This window comes from Ruegeria sp. F11 (genome assembly GCF_056533855.1).
Window position 1 is genome coordinate 281,199 of sequence record NZ_JBQFOW010000002.1, and the last position, 14,450, is coordinate 295,648.

Genomic DNA, 14,450 nt, shown 5'->3' on the forward strand with positions numbered 1-14,450 from the left:
CCCTTTTCCAACGGTCCCTGCTAGGGTGCAGGGGCCGCCTTCAGCAGAATGTCTTTGACCCGGTCGGCCTCGTCCACACGCAGGCGGACCGGCAGGGTCAGCACCTTGTTTCGAAAGGCAGGCGGCAGGCGCACGGCGTCCTTCTCCGTCGTGACCATCTGCGCGCCTAACAGCCGGGCGTCGTTTTCCAATCGAGTCATGAGTGCCTGTGTCAGCGGCTGGTGATCATCCAGCGCTTCGGCCCGCAGAACATCCGCCCCCAGCGTGCGGAGGGTCTGAAAGAACTTCTCTGGGTGCCCGATACCGGCAAAGGCCAGAACCCGCGTATCACCCCAGTCCATTCCGGTTTGCAGCGGTTCCACCGCGCCCATCGCACGCGGCACCGTTAGCTTTGAGCCCCAGTGGTCGGCAAACACGCCCTGCGCCGGGGCGTCACCCAGCGACAGGACCAAATCGGCGCGCTGCAGCCCGGTATCGACGGGTTCTCGCAAGGGGCCCGCAGGCAGGCACAAGCCGTTGCCAAAGCCGCGCCCAGCATCCACCACGATGATCGAGAAATCCTTGGCGACCGAGGGGTTCTGGAACCCGTCATCCAGAACGATCACCGTCGCCCCGCCTGCCGCAGCGGCGCGGGCCCCGGCGGCGCGGTCTTTGGCGACCCAAACCGGGGCGAACATCGCCAGCAACAGCGGTTCGTCCCCGACCTGCGCCGCCGTGTGTTTGGCCGGATCGACCCGCACCGGGCCATCCAGCGAACCGCCATGGCCGCGGCTAACCACATGGGGCGCGTGCCCGCCACTGCCAAGCTGCTCAATCGCCCAAATCACGGTCGGGGTTTTTCCAGTTCCACCTGCGTTCAGATTGCCGACGCAGATCACCGGAACACCGGGCCGTATGTCCGGCTCAGACGCCACCCGCCGCGCCGTGGCTAATGCGTAAATCCTGCCCAGCGGCGCCAAAAGCCGCGCGCGCAGGTCCAGCCGGTCCGGGGCGGTGTTCCAGAACTCAGGCGCCCGCATCTTGTGCACTCCGTTGGTCCAGCGCTTCCTGTATCCTGTCGATCAACAGGTCCGCCTGTGGTGCGCCTTCGGTGATCATCTCCCACCCGGCCAGCGCCATATCCGCAGACCGGTCCGGGGCCAGAAGCGCTTCGACCGCGTCGCCCAATTCGGTGGCGGTTCGCACCTCCTGCGCTGCATGGGCCTGTTTTAGGCGATCATACATGTCCTGATAGCGGTGCACAAAAGGGCCATGGATGATGGCCGACCCCAGCGCGATGGCCTCTAGCGGATCGCGACCGCCCGCGCCGCGTTCCAATGAGCTGGCCATGAAACTGACCGACGACACGCGGTGCCACAGGCCAAGGTCTTCGGGTTCCGAGGACAGGATGACCTGCGTGGTATCCTCGATCGGTGCGCCGTCATCCCAGTTGGCGCAGCGCAGGTCCATCGCCTCGAGCCGCCGGTGCAGCGGCGCGGCCTCGCTGGTGTCGGCCACGTGCAGGATCAGCGCCAGCCGAGGCAGAACCCGCAGGGCCTGACGGTGGGCGCTGAGGACCGAGATGAACTCTTTGTCGATCACCCCGGCGGCCAGCCAAACCGGACGCCCGGCAAAGGCGTGAGTGATCTCGATCAGTTCGTCCTCGGGCCAGGACCGGGGGATCGGGCTGATCTGCAGCGGCGGGGCCTCGGCCACTTTGGTTGAGGTGACGCCCAGCCGCCGGATCTGACGCGCGGCGTCCGCCGTTGGCGCAAGGATCGTCTGGAAACAGTCGAACGTGCATCGGGCAATATCGGGCAGCCAACGCACGCCCAGCGGAACGGTGATATCCGGCTGCGCCTCGATCAGGATCATCGGGATGCCGTGCTCATCGGCGCGGGTGATCAGGTTGGGCATCAGCCCGCCGCCAACCCAAAGCGCCATGTCGGGTTGCCAATGGTCCAAAAACCCGCGCGTGGTTCGGGCATTGTCCACCGGCAGAGCGACCAGCGGATAGGGGTTGCCTGTCCAGCCGGTCAGATCGGTTTCGGGCGGTGCGGTCAGAAGAACCGAGATGCCGGGTCGGGTTTGCTGCAGGCGCAGACAGAAATCGCAGACCGCGCGCAGCCTGTCCTGCGCGGCGACATGCACCCACAGCACCTCGCCTGCGGGGCGCGGCAGTTCATAGTGACCAGCCGCGTTGGGTCTGTTCCAGGACAGAATCCGATAAGCCGCAAGGCTTAATGAGCGTTGCTTGCTCATGCCCCGATCCCGGGACCGTTCGGGTCGAGCTGCGCCGATATCTGAGCGTGAAGGCCAGAGCCTGTGCCGATCACGCCGTTCAGACGCGGATGGGCATTGTTGAACCGCAGCGGCTGGCCGGTTCTGTCGGTGCAAATGCCTCCGGCCTCGCGAATGATCAGATCGCCGGCCGCGATGTCCCATTCCCAACTGGGGCGCAGGGTCAGCATCCCGTCGAACCGCCCCTGCGCCACCAGCGCCATGCGATAGGCCAGCGAGGGGCGATAGGCGCGTTTGAAGGCGGGAGGCTGACCCTGCCGCCAGTGATGCGGATCAAGGTTGGGTTTGGCGGCGAGCAGTTCCGCTTGCGCTAAAACAGCGCTGTCCGATGCGCGCAGAGGCTGCCCGTTCAGCGTTGCCCCCTGATCCTTGGCGGCGGCGTAAAGCAGGTCGCGCTGGGGCAGATAGACCACGGCGGCGGTAACCTCGCCGTTGTCGGCGACCGCCAGCGAATGGGCCCAAGTGCGGGACCCTTCGGCAAAGCTGCGGGTGCCGTCGATTGGGTCGATGACAAAAACCTGGTCGCGGGTCAGACGGTCCGAGGTATCCTCGGTCTCTTCGCTCAGCCAGCCATAGCCGGGCCGGGCAGAAGGCAGGCGTTGTTCCAGCATCGCGTTGACGGCCAGATCAGCCTCGGTCACCGGACCGGCCCCGCCGGGTTTGTCCCAGCGCTGCGCCTGCGCGCCGGAATATCGGGTTGCGATCTTTCCGGATTCGAGCGCGGCTTCGATCAGCAAGGGCAGGTCAGTTGCCGGCAAGTGTCATCCCTTCGATCAGCACCGAGGGCACGACGCGCGACAGATAGGTCCGCGCGTCATTGGCCGGGATGATCCGTTTCAGCATGTCGCGCAGATTGCCCGCGATGGTGCATTCGTTGACCGGATATGTGATCTGCCCGTTTTCAACCCAGAAGCCCGAAGCCCCACGGGAGTAATCGCCAGTATTGGGGTTGATCGTCGACCCGATCATCGAGGTCACCAGCAGCCCAGTGCCCATATCGCGCAGCAGATCGGCGCGGCTGCGCTCGCCCTGCGTCAGGCTCAGGTTCCAGTTGCTGGGTGAGGGCGGACCGGACACCCCGCGCGCGGCGTTGCCGGTGGATGTCATCTCAAGCTTGCGGGCGCTGGATAGATCCAGCGTCCAGCCGGTCAACACGCCGTTTTCGACAATGGCGCGACGGCGGGTCGGCAGCCCTTCGGCATCGAAGGGGCGCGAGCCTGCGATGCGCGGGCGGTGCGGGTCTTCGATCAGCGACAGGTGTTCGGGCAGAACCTGTTCGCCCAGACTGTCCTTCAGCCACGAGGCCCCGCGCGCGATGGCGGCGCCGTTGCTGGCGGCCAGCAGGTGCCCGATCAGCGAGGATGAGATACGCTCGTCAAACAGAACCGGGAAGCTGCCGGTGGCAGGCTGGCGCGCGCCAACCTGTTCCACGGCGCGTTCGCCTGCGGTGCGCCCTATCTCGTCCGCGCTGCGCAGGTCGGACTGAAAGGTCCGGCTGTCGCCGTCATAATCCCGCTCCATCCCGGTGCCTTCGCCCGAGATCGCAACGCACGAGGTCGAGCGGCTGCTGCGTTCGTACCCGCCGGAAAAGCCATTGGTTGCGGCGAGATGCACCCGGTGCGTGCCATAGCTGGCAGCCGCGTCGGAAACCTGCGACACGCCCTGAACCGCCAGCGCCGCTGCCTCGGCGGCCAGCGCGTCTTGCATCAGCGCCTCGGCGGTGGGTTCGGGGGTGGGGTCGTACATTTCCAGTGCTTGCATGTCCCAACCGGTGGCCAGTTGGTCGCTGTCGGCCAGCCCGGTGAACGGGTCTTCGGGGGCCTCACCCGCCATCGCAACGGCGCGTTCCGCCATCGCGGTCAGCGTTTCCGGGCGGCTGTCCGAGCTTGAGACGATGGCCTGCCGTTTTCCCAGAAACACGCGCAGCCCCAGATCGGTGCCCTCGGACCGTTCCGCATGCTCCAGCGCGCCGCCGCGCACCTCGACCGAGACCGAAGAGCCGTCAAGGACAATTGCATCAGCCGCTTCGGCCCCCGCCTTGCGGGCCGCGTCCAGCAAATTCTGGCTGATCTCTTCTGGTGTTCGGGTCATGACGCCTCCGGAGTGGTTGCACAGGACGTAGCCCCGGACCGTCCGTCCCGCAAGACCTGTGAACCGATTGAAGTATGAACAAATCTTGTGGAAACCCGGGGCCCCGGGTGCAGGGGGAAGAAGGCCGCCTGATCACGGCCTTCTTCCGGGGCGCATTATTTGATGCGCTGACCGTTGGCTTCAATCTGGCCGTTTTCCTTGAACTCGATCGTCGAATTCAGCGTGTCTGGCCCGTCACCTGGGACCGCCATCATGCCCATCATCATCCGGGCCCCCAGCGCGTCGCTTTCTCCGATCACGCCCATGCCGATCAGCGTGTCGATCAGCGCGTTCGCGCCCGAAAGCTGCAGGTTCGCCACGCCCGAGGGCGCAGGCATCCCGCCAAATTCTTCGGTGTTCGAGTTGTCGAAGGTGAAATCCCCATCCCCGCTCAGTTTCGCGCCGACCAGCGACACCAGCAATTCGTTGATTTTCAGTGAATGCAGCTCACCGGGCGCTTCTTCCGAGGTTTCCAACTGGGCGGCGGTTTCGGGATCGAAGATGTTCATCAAGACCTTCGCGGTGCCGGTGGCGTCCAGCGCAATGGTTGCCGGATCGCGCGGCAGGGCACCGGCAGGGTCAAAGATGCTCCACAACACGTCGGACATGGTGAAGTCGGTCAGGTTGACAGCAAAGCCAAAGGGCTGAATCTCTTCGGATTGCTTAACCGGGAATTCGAACTTCAGACCGGCGCTGTCCATCGCAATCTCGATTGGAAAGGGCAGATCGGCAGTGGTCACCGCCAGCTTGGTGCTGTTCTGTTCGATGTCATAGGCCAGGCGCTGGGCGTCGATGCTGGCCGCGAACCGTCCGCCCTCGGACGAGCTGCCCATGGAAAAGGCCTGACCCTCGCTGGAGCCGCTGATATCCGTGGCACCCGAGGCATAGGTGAAATTGCCCGAGAAGGAAAAACCGGCCTCGTAAAACGCCTGCGGATCGGACAGATCGAACCCGGCCGGGATGACGTTGTCGCCTTCGAAGGACAGCTCTTTCAACGACCCGTCGATCAGGCCGGTATCCCCGTTTTCAGGCTCTTTGAAACGCAGGGTATAGGCCATCTCACCAGCCTTGAAGGTCTGTGTGACGTCCCGGTTTTCACCGATGCGCATGCGCGAGCTTCCGGCCAGATCGCTCATGTTGAAGCTGACGCCCAAGGCGTCTTCGGGCAGATCCTCGCCTTCGACCTTAAGCGACTCCAGCACGATCCCCAGCGCGTTGGCGCTGTAATCATAGGTCATGTCGTCTGGCGAGCCCGACACCACCATATCAAGCTGGTCATGGGAATAGACGACGTCGACCGAAAACGCCTCACCCTCGGCGTCGCCGGACACGGTCATCGGAAAACTGTTGGGCAGGCCGATGCTGACCGTGCCATCGCCGTTTTCCGTCAGGTCCATCGCGGGCACGGTGACGGTGAACTGCCCGTCCTCTTCCGGCATATCCAGCGTAACCGTCATGTTCGAGATGGTGGTCACATCGCCCGACACGCTCTGATCGCCGGTGACGGTGTAGCCCATCGACTCGAAATAGCTCTGCCAGTCGGACCAGACATCATCCGCGGTCAGATCGGCCAGCGCGCCTTGGGTGGCGACGGCATAGGCCAGAGCTGCGCCACAGCTGCGGCGTAGAAAAACAGACATAGGATACCCTTCGTTATCAATTTTGCGCGCATCGTCGGGTCTGGGGCTGCCATCGTCAAGGGGCAAGGGGTAGACCGGTTCCCCGTTTCCGCGCTACCCCTGCAGAAAGTGATCGGCACAACAGAGAAGGAGCGGCACATGCAGGGGAAAACGGTACTCATAACAGGCGCCAGCCGTGGCATCGGGGCCGAGGCGGGGCGCGTTTTTGCCGCAGCCGGGGCCAATGTCGCGCTGGTGGCGCGCAGCGGCCATCAGATCAACGCGCTGGCGGCAGCACTGGGCGACAACGCCATCGCGCTGACCTGCGATGTCAGCGATTTCGCGCAGGTCGAACAAGCGGTGGCCGATTGCGTGGCGCGCTTTGGCGGACTGGATGTGCTGATCGGCAATGCAGGGGTGATCGAGCCGATCTTTCACCTGTCCAACGCCGATGTCGCCAACTGGAGTCAGGCGATCGACATCAACCTCAAGGGCGTGTTCTACGGTATGCGCGCCGCCCTGCCGGTGATGCGAGCAGCGGGCGGGGGGACAGTGCTGACCGTATCTTCGGGCGCGGCGTCCAACCCGGTTGAGGCGTGGAGCCATTATTGCGCCTCCAAGGCCGGGGCGAAGATGCTGACCGAATGCCTGCATCTGGAAGAGGCGCATAACGGCATCCGCGCCATGGGCCTGTCGCCGGGTACGGTTGCCACGGATATGCAGCGGGTGATCAAGGCCAGCGGCATCAACCCGGTCAGCCAGTTGGACTGGGATGTGCACATTCCGGCAGACTGGCCCGCGCGGGCGTTGCTGTGGATGTGCTCAGCCGATGCGGATGAGTTTCTGGGTACGGAAATCTCGCTGAGGCAGGAGGACATTCGCGCAAGGATTGGCCTGACGTGATCGACCTGACGCAAGAGGACGGTCTGTGGACCGTCACAATCAACAATCCCGGCAAGGCCAATGCGCTGACCGGGGCGATGCTGACGGAACTGGCCGAGATTGCCGAGGCCGCCACAGAAGCGCGGGCGCTGATCCTGACCGGTGCAGGCAAGGTGTTCAGCGCTGGGGCCGATCTTCATGAGGCGCGGGCGGGGCTCGCCACCTCGGACGTGTGGGAGCGGCTGTCCGGTGCTATTGCCGCGCTGCCCTGCCTGTCCGTTGCGGCGCTGAACGGCACGCTGGCGGGTGGGGCGAATGGTATGGCGTTGGCTTGTGACCTGCGTATCGCGGTGCCGTCGGCCAAGTTTTTCTACCCGGTCATGAAGCTGGGATTTCTGCCGCAACCCTCTGATCCCAAACGCATGTCTGCGCTGATCGGACCGGCCCGAACCCGGCTGATCCTGATGGCAGGGCAGAAGATCACTGCGCAGGAGGCGTATACCTTTGGCCTCGTGGACCGCGTGGTCGAACCCGAGGACCTGATGCAGACGGCCCGCGATCTGGTTGCTGACAGCCTGGGTGCGGACCCGAAAATTGCCGCAGGCATTGCAAGGCTCTGCGGATGAGGCTGTCTGCCCTGCGCCTGCGTGTGGCCGACCCCGAGCGGCTGGCCGCTTTCTACTGCGATGTGCTCGGTATGTCGGTGCGCGCCGAGGGGCCGAACCGTCGCGTTGGCTACAAGGGCCAGGATGCCGACCTGCTGCTGATGCCCGGGGGTGGTGGCTATGCCCATGACCGGGGGCAGCGCTATTGGAAGATCGGCCTGACCCTGCCCGATGTCGATCTGGCCGCCGCCGCCCTGCGCCAGCAGGGCGTCACCGTCAGCGCGCCGAACCAGTTTCTGGACATCGGCTATATGTGCCACCTGAGCGATCCCGAGGGCTTCGTCATCGAACTGCTCCAGCATGATTTCGAAGGCAATCGCCCCAAAAACGCGGCGGACTCTGAGGCCCCGTTTGCGCAGGCACGGATTGGCCAAATCACCCTGCGGACAGGGGATATCGCGGCTGAAGATTCGTTCTGGCGCGCGCAAGGTATGCGCCTTCTGTCCGTGCAGGACGTTGCCCCCTATGGGTTTGACCTGCATTTCTATGCCTTCACCGAAGACACGCCGCCGGACCGCGATCTCTGGTCGGTGAAAAACCGCGAATGGCTGTGGAAACGCCCTTACACAACGCTGGAATTCCAGCATGCGACGGGTGCGCGTTTTGCCCCGGTGCCCGACTATAAAGGGATCGAGGTTGAGGGGCTGGAGTCACCTCTGCAGGACGCTTTTAGCGACACGGTTCTGCCCGGCTGATCACCGCCCTCGCCGCTTGCCCGGAACTTTCGACCGGAATCCGGGCGGGCGTTTTCGGACCCAGTCCAGAAATTTCTCAAGCCGGGGATGAGCGCGCAGGTCCTCGACCGTGTTGAAATTGCGGGCCAGTTCCGCCTCGGTCAGGGTGGCGTGGACCTCTTTATGGCAGATCTGGTGCAGCAGGACGGTCTTCCCGCCCTTGCCTCCTTTGAGTTTTGGGATCAGATGATGCAGGCTGCCCGACCCGTCGGGGATCGGGCGGTCGCAGAGCGGACAGATCGGATCGCTGGTCGTCATGGGGCAAGGATGTGCGCCAACGGGCGACCAAGGCAAGAGGGTGAGAATGGCGCAGGCAGTGGTGATCGGGGCAGGACCGGCGGGTTTGATGGCCGCAGAGCAGCTTGCCGCCGCTGGTCATTCGGTGATTGTGGCCGAGGCCAAACCCTCGGTCGCGCGCAAGTTTCTGATGGCAGGGAAGTCGGGGCTGAACCTGACAAAGGATGAGCCGTTTGATGCCTTGATCCGGTCTTATGACGAAGCGGCCGAGTGGCTGCACCCGATGATCGCCGAATTTGATGCCGGGGCCGTTCAGGATTGGGCACGGGGCTTGGGGCAGGAGCTGTTCACAGGCTCGACGGGCCGGGTGTTTCCCAAGGTCATGAAAGCCTCACCGCTTTTGCGCGCGTGGCTTGCGCGGCTGGCAGAGGCCGGGGCTGAGATCAGAACCCGTTGGCGCTGGACCGGATGGGACGCAGACGCGATGACCTTCGAGACGCCGGAGGGGCCGCAGATGTTGGACGCGGACGTCACGATCCTCGCAATGGGTGGGGCCAGTTGGGCGCGGTTGGGCTCGGATGGGCGCTGGGCCGGGGCGCTTGCCGCCAAAGGCGTGGCGCTTGCCCCTTTCGCCCCGTCAAACTCCGCGCTCTCGGTTGACTGGAGCGCCCATATGCGGCCGCATTTCGGGGCCGCGCTGAAATCGGTGCGTTGGATGGCGGGCGAGTTCGACAGCCGGGGTGAGGCCACGATCTCTGAGACCGGGTTGGAGGGGGGAGGTCTTTATTCCCTGACTCCGGCAATGCGCATTGGTGCGGATTTATGCGTCGATTTGCTGCCCGATCTGGACAATCAGACGCTGCAGGCGCGATTCGCGGCCAAGAGCCCCAAGACCACATTGACGCAATGGATGAAAAAGTCGCTGAACCTGCCGCCGCAGAAGATCGCTCTGTTTCACGAGATGTCCAAGCAAATGGCCTTGCCCAAGGGGCAGGAGATTGCGGTGCTGAAACGGCTTCCGATCCTTGGCGCGCGCCTGCGCCAGATCGATGAGGCGATCTCGACGACGGGTGGCGTGCGGCGCGATGCGGTGGATGATGGCCTGATGCTAACCGCCAGACCGGGCGTGTTCTGCGCCGGAGAGATGCTGGATTGGGAGGCCCCGACTGGCGGCTACTTGCTGACAGCCTGTTTTGCGACGGGTCGATGGGCGAGCCGGGCAGCGGCGGAATGGGTGCAGGCCAATCCCAAAGGCCGGTGATCAGCGCGACCGCGCCAGCATCGCTAATCGGATCATCGCCCTCTCTACCAGTGCCATGGCTGGCGCGGTTTGCCCGGCAGATCGCAGCGACAGGTCGGTATCGGTCAGCACCGTCAGCGCGGTCTGCAGTTTGGGCGCGCCCCAGCCCTGCGCCTGTCGCAGGATACGGTCGCGCCGCTTGCCATAGACCGGCGGGCGCAGCTTGCCGATTCCCTGCGCCGCCCCGCCCGGGTCCGACGCGCAGGCGTAGAGCGTCCGAAAGTGCCGGGTGGCACCGATGCACAATGTGACTCCGTTGGTGCCCTGCGCCTGCAGACGGCGGATCAACGGCCCGATCTCACCGGCGCGGCCCTCGGCGACCACGTTCAGCACATCGTCCAGCGCGGCCTCGGTCGAGCGGGGGGCGCAGGCTTCGATATCCTCGATGTTCAGCTCCGTAGAATCGCCGCGTTTGTAGAGCGACAGTTTCTCAACCGTCTGGCCGAAATCGCCGGGGCTGAGGCTGGTGGCCAACTCGCTCAGCGCCGACATCGAGTCGCGCGGGATGTTCTGCAACCCGGCCTGCGCCAGAACCCGCTCGACCTCGGCGCGCGAGGGCGGATCGTCGTAGACGCCTACGGCATAAGCGTTGGCATGTGCTTCAAACGCCTTGCGAATCTTGGAACTTGGCTTCAGCTGCCCCGCCGTCACGATAATCTGGGCATCACCGGGCACCCAATCCTCGAGCGCAGCAAGAATCGACGGCGCGGCGGAATCGGTCGTGTCCTCGACAAACACCGCGCGGGGGCCGGGGAAGAACCCAACCGCCTTGACTGCATCCAGCAACAAAGCCGGATCACCGCGCAGGTCACTGCCGGGCAGGTGGGTCAGGCGCATTTCCTCTTCGGCACCGGCCCCGAGAAGCGCGGCGAGGACTTGCTGGCGTTTCAGGGCCACGCGCATCGCATCCACGCCATAGATCAGCAGGCCGGTTTTGTCCGCGTCCGGTTTGGCGAAATAGCCATCCGCCTCGCGCGGGCTCAGCTTCATGCGGTCAGGCCCGGCGTGGCGTAGAGGCGATTCATGATCTGGCTCGACAGAATCACCATCAGCCGTTCTTTCGCGTCCCGCTCATCCGCCAGTGTCGACACGGTGGACCCTGCGGCGGAATAGCCGACAAAGTCGGAAACAGTGCCCGACGCCACGATCTGGCCGGTTTCATTCGACCGCAACGCATATTGCGCCTGCCCGTCGATGGAATAGCGGTTGGTTTCGTTGGTCGTGGTGATCGCGGCGGCGCGGATTTGGGTCGAGACCTTCACGTCCAGTTTATAGGTCCCGCCCGAAGTCGCGCTGCGGCCCAGTTGCTGTTCCAGATTCTGCACCAGAAGAAAGCTGTCGACTGTATTCGGGGCCGAAACGGCAACTTTGCCATAAAGCTCTGATCCCGATCCGCCCGGAGCATAGACTGGCTGGAACCCGCAGGCGGCCAGCGCGAAGGGCATCAGCAATAGGGTTCTGCGCTCAAACGACGACATTCACGATCCGGCCCGGGACTACGATTACTTTCTTGGGTGCAGCGCCATCCAGCGCCTTTTGCACAGCTTCGGTGCTGAGCGCGATTTTTTCAACCTCGTCCTTGGCCATGTCTTTCGCCACGCTGATTTCCGCACGGCGCTTGCCATTGATCTGGATGGGTAGGGTGACAGTGTCATCGACCAGCATCGCCTCATCCGCGACCGGCCAAGGGGCGGTGGCGACCAGACCTTCGCCGCCCAGCAAGTGCCAGAGTTCCTCGGACAGGTGCGGTGTCATTGGCGACATGAGTTGCGCCAGCGTCTTGGCGGCCTCACGCTTCGCGGCAGAGCCCGCCTTGGACTTCGCCAGCGTGTTGGTAAAGGCATAAAGCTTTGCGATGGAGGCGTTGAAGCCGAAGGATTCAACCCCACCCGAGACATCGTGGATGGCTTTGTGCATCTCGCGCAGCAGAGTTTCATCCTCGGCATTGGACGGGGCGTCCGATTCGGCAATCTCGGACGCGATGCGATGAACGCGGCTGAGGTGTTTGAATGCGGCTTCGGCGCCGGATGCGGTCCATTCCACGTCGCGCTCGGGCGGCGAATCGGACAGGACGAACCACCGCGCGGTATCTGCGCCAAAGGCCGAGATGATACTGACAGGATCGACCACATTTTTCTTGGATTTCGACATTTTGGCCGAGGGGATGATCTCGACCTCGGTGCCGTCGGCCAGTTTGCCGTCGGTCACGTCCTCTGGCAGGTGATAGACCGGGCGGTCATTGGCGTCGCGGGTCTGGTAGATCTCATGCGTCACCATGCCTTGGGTGAACAGGGCATCGAACGGTTCGATGGCCTTTTTCGGCAGGTGGCCGGTGATGTTCATCGCCCGCGCGAAGAAGCGGGAATAGAGCAGGTGCAGAATCGCGTGCTCGATCCCGCCGATATACTGGTCGACATTCATCCAGTATTCAGCTTCGGCCAAATCGGTGGGCGTTTCTGCGCGTGGAGCGGTGAAGCGGGCGAAATACCAGGACGAATCGACGAAGGTGTCCATCGTGTCTGTCTCGCGCTTGGCCGGAGCCCCGCAGGACGGGCAGGTGCAATCGCGCCAGGTCGGGTGACGGTCCAGCGGGTTGCCGGGTTTGTCAAAGGTCACATCATCGGGCAGGCGGACCGGCAGGTTCTCTTTCTTCTCAGGCACCACGCCGCAGGTTTCGCAATGCACAACGGGAATCGGGCAGCCCCAATAGCGCTGGCGGGAAAGGCCCCAGTCGCGCAGGCGGTATTTGGTGACGCCTTCACCCCAACCGGCTTTCTCGGCGAAATCGACGGTGGTGTTGATGGCCTCGTCGCCGGTGGCCTCGGTCAGGCCCGCAAAATGGTTCACCCAGCGGACTTTTTCGGTTTTCGGCGGGACGAATGCGATCTTGTCGACCGGCGTGTCATTGTCGAGTGCGAAGAAGGTATCAACAACCGGCAACCCATATTTGCGGCAGAAATCCAAATCGCGCTGGTCATGCGCCGGGCAGGCAAAGATCGCGCCGGTGCCGTAATCCATCAGGATGAAGTTGGCGATCCAGACCGGCAGTTCCCAATTCGGATCCAGCGGATGCTTGACCTTGATGCCGGTGTCATAGCCCAGCTTTTCAGCAGTTTCGATGGCCTCCTCGGTGGTGCCGCCCTTGCGGCATTCGGCAACAAATTCAGCGACTTCGGGGCTCTCGGCCTCAAGCTGCTTGGCAATCGGGTGATCCGGAGAAATGCCGACAAAAGACGCGCCCAGCAGTGTATCGGGGCGAGTCGTATAGACGGTGATCGGCTCTCCACCATCGGTGCGGTCAAAGGAAAACTGAAGCCCGCGTGACTTGCCGATCCAGTTTTCCTGCATCAGCCGCACCTTGGCGGGCCAGTTGTCCAGAGTATCCAGCGCGTCCAGAAGTTCCTCGGAATATTCCGAAATCTTGAAGAACCACTGAGTCAGCTCGCGCCGTTCCACCAAAGCCCCCGAACGCCAACCGCGCCCGTTTTCAACCTGTTCGTTGGCCAGAACGGTCATGTCGACCGGGTCCCAGTTCACCACGGCGTTCTTGCGATAGACCAAGCCGGCCTCAAGCATATCCAGAAACAGCGCCTGTTGCTGGCCATAATACTCGGGATCACAGGTGGCAAATTCGCGCGACCAATCAATCGACAGGCCCAAAGGCTTCATCTGCCCGCGCATGTCAGCGATGTTGCCATAGGTCCAGTCTTTTGGATGGCCACCAATCGCCATCGCGGCGTTTTCTGCAGGCATCCCGAATGCATCCCACCCCATCGGGTGTAGCACGTTATGCCCGGTCGCCAGTTTGTGCCGCGCGATCACGTCGCCCATAGTATAATTGCGCACATGCCCCATATGGATTCGGCCGGACGGGTAGGGGAACATCTCAAGCACATAGTATTTCGGCTTGTCCGCCTTGTGGTTGGCGGTGAAGAGCCCGGCCTTGTCCCAGGCCTCTTGCCATTTTGCTTCGATTTCGGTGGCCGAGTAGCGCGACATCATGCGGTCCTTCGTGAATGAAAACGCCGGGACAGAGCCCGGCGTGGTCTTAGAGTGAATTTCGTCGGGTTGCTAGAACTTACTGTCTGCAATGCGTAGCTGGCGCGCCCGCGACAGGATGGCATCCTCGACCGCGCGGGTGGTTGCGGCGCTGACCGGGGCACCGCCGCTGGTCTGGAGCGCAACCGACAAAGAGCGCGCCGCAAGGGCCGGGTCGCTGATGTGTACGGTCGCCCGATAGGATCGGCCCCCACCCGGAGGTGTGCCGTAACCCGTTACAATTACGCCGGTAAACGGATCGACCTCTTGCACGGGCAGGAAACTCAGCACATCCAGCGATGCGGACCAGAGATAGCGGTTCACATTTGTCGTCTGTTCCGCGTTGCTGCGGTCGAAAACATCCCAGATGGTCGAGCGGTTCGGGTCGTTCAGTTCCTGCTCGTCCGTATTGCCGCCTGTGATCAGGTTGGGATTGTAGGCCGACGGAGAAGGGCGATTCTGCCCGCAGGCCGAGACTGTCGCCGTCAGCACGATCAAACCCAGAATCTTCGGCATGCGCATGGTCTGTCAGTCCTGTTTCGCTGTTTACGCGTGGTTCGGGTGA

Annotated in this window: 14 protein-coding genes; 4 read left to right on the plus strand and 10 right to left on the minus strand. The window is 63.4% G+C overall.

Annotation, left to right across the window (positions count from 1 at the left end):
• Positions 1-20 precede the first annotated feature (20 nt).
• The 5 genes from lpxK to ACR0NJ_RS03955 all read right to left on the minus strand — a co-directional run bounded on the left by lpxK (position 21) and on the right by ACR0NJ_RS03955 (position 6,050).
• The gene (lpxK, locus tag ACR0NJ_RS03935) at positions 21-1,019 is read right to left on the minus strand and encodes a tetraacyldisaccharide 4'-kinase (RefSeq protein ID WP_480815829.1); all 999 of its coding nucleotides are present in this window, start codon (positions 1,017-1,019) and stop codon (positions 21-23) included.
• Complete coding sequence (locus tag ACR0NJ_RS03940; protein ID WP_480815830.1) at positions 1,006-2,241, minus strand: 3-deoxy-D-manno-octulosonic acid transferase; 1,236 nt, start codon at positions 2,239-2,241, stop codon at positions 1,006-1,008. Before ACR0NJ_RS03940 ends, lpxK begins: the two co-directional genes overlap by 14 nt.
• The gene (locus tag ACR0NJ_RS03945) at positions 2,238-3,038 is read right to left on the minus strand and encodes an inositol monophosphatase family protein (RefSeq protein WP_480815831.1); all 801 of its coding nucleotides are present in this window, start codon (positions 3,036-3,038) and stop codon (positions 2,238-2,240) included. The genes ACR0NJ_RS03940 and ACR0NJ_RS03945 overlap by 4 nt, the downstream gene beginning before the upstream one ends.
• Positions 3,025-4,371 (minus strand): TldD/PmbA family protein, encoded by a 1,347-nt coding sequence (locus tag ACR0NJ_RS03950; protein WP_480815832.1) that lies wholly within the window; start codon positions 4,369-4,371, stop codon positions 3,025-3,027. The genes ACR0NJ_RS03945 and ACR0NJ_RS03950 overlap by 14 nt, the downstream gene beginning before the upstream one ends.
• Before the next feature lie 155 nt (positions 4,372-4,526).
• Positions 4,527-6,050: a DUF2125 domain-containing protein gene (locus tag ACR0NJ_RS03955; protein ID WP_480815833.1), complete on the minus strand. Its 1,524-nt coding sequence runs from the start codon at positions 6,048-6,050 to the stop codon at positions 4,527-4,529.
• Between the two features lie 138 nt (positions 6,051-6,188).
• Between ACR0NJ_RS03955 and ACR0NJ_RS03960 the strand changes: the two genes are divergently transcribed.
• The 3 genes from ACR0NJ_RS03960 to ACR0NJ_RS03970 are packed head-to-tail and all read left to right on the plus strand — an operon-like array spanning position 6,189 to position 8,271.
• Positions 6,189-6,932: an SDR family oxidoreductase gene (locus tag ACR0NJ_RS03960; RefSeq protein ID WP_480815834.1), complete on the plus strand. Its 744-nt coding sequence runs from the start codon at positions 6,189-6,191 to the stop codon at positions 6,930-6,932.
• A complete protein-coding gene (locus ACR0NJ_RS03965) occupies positions 6,929-7,537 on the plus strand; it encodes an enoyl-CoA hydratase/isomerase family protein (RefSeq protein ID WP_480815835.1) in 609 nt (202 codons plus the stop codon). Before ACR0NJ_RS03960 ends, ACR0NJ_RS03965 begins: the two co-directional genes overlap by 4 nt.
• Positions 7,534-8,271 (plus strand): VOC family protein, encoded by a 738-nt coding sequence (locus ACR0NJ_RS03970; RefSeq protein ID WP_480815836.1) that lies wholly within the window; start codon positions 7,534-7,536, stop codon positions 8,269-8,271. The genes ACR0NJ_RS03965 and ACR0NJ_RS03970 overlap by 4 nt, the downstream gene beginning before the upstream one ends.
• Here the strand turns inward: ACR0NJ_RS03970 and ACR0NJ_RS03975 are convergent, their stop codons facing one another.
• A complete protein-coding gene (locus tag ACR0NJ_RS03975) occupies positions 8,272-8,568 on the minus strand; it encodes an HNH endonuclease (protein ID WP_480815837.1) in 297 nt (98 codons plus the stop codon).
• A 46-nt stretch (positions 8,569-8,614) separates the two neighbouring features.
• On the opposite strand from ACR0NJ_RS03975, the gene ACR0NJ_RS03980 reads away from it, so the two are divergent.
• Positions 8,615-9,808, plus strand: a complete 1,194-nt coding sequence (locus tag ACR0NJ_RS03980) for a TIGR03862 family flavoprotein (protein ID WP_480815838.1) — start codon at positions 8,615-8,617, stop codon at positions 9,806-9,808.
• On the opposite strand, the gene holA is transcribed toward ACR0NJ_RS03980, so the two are convergent.
• From holA to ACR0NJ_RS04000, 4 genes are all read right to left on the minus strand, one after another.
• Positions 9,809-10,837, minus strand: coding sequence for a DNA polymerase III subunit delta (gene holA / locus ACR0NJ_RS03985; protein ID WP_480815839.1), 1,029 nt, complete (start codon positions 10,835-10,837; stop codon positions 9,809-9,811). It lies immediately after the preceding gene.
• Positions 10,834-11,325, minus strand: coding sequence for an LPS assembly lipoprotein LptE (gene lptE / locus ACR0NJ_RS03990; RefSeq protein WP_480815840.1), 492 nt, complete (start codon positions 11,323-11,325; stop codon positions 10,834-10,836). The genes holA and lptE overlap by 4 nt, the downstream gene beginning before the upstream one ends.
• Complete coding sequence (gene leuS, locus ACR0NJ_RS03995; protein ID WP_480815841.1) at positions 11,312-13,846, minus strand: leucine--tRNA ligase; 2,535 nt, start codon at positions 13,844-13,846, stop codon at positions 11,312-11,314. Before leuS ends, lptE begins: the two co-directional genes overlap by 14 nt.
• Positions 13,847-13,918: 72 nt before the next feature.
• Complete coding sequence (locus ACR0NJ_RS04000) at positions 13,919-14,407, minus strand: DUF3576 domain-containing protein (RefSeq protein ID WP_480815842.1); 489 nt, start codon at positions 14,405-14,407, stop codon at positions 13,919-13,921.
• Positions 14,408-14,450 lie beyond the last annotated feature (43 nt).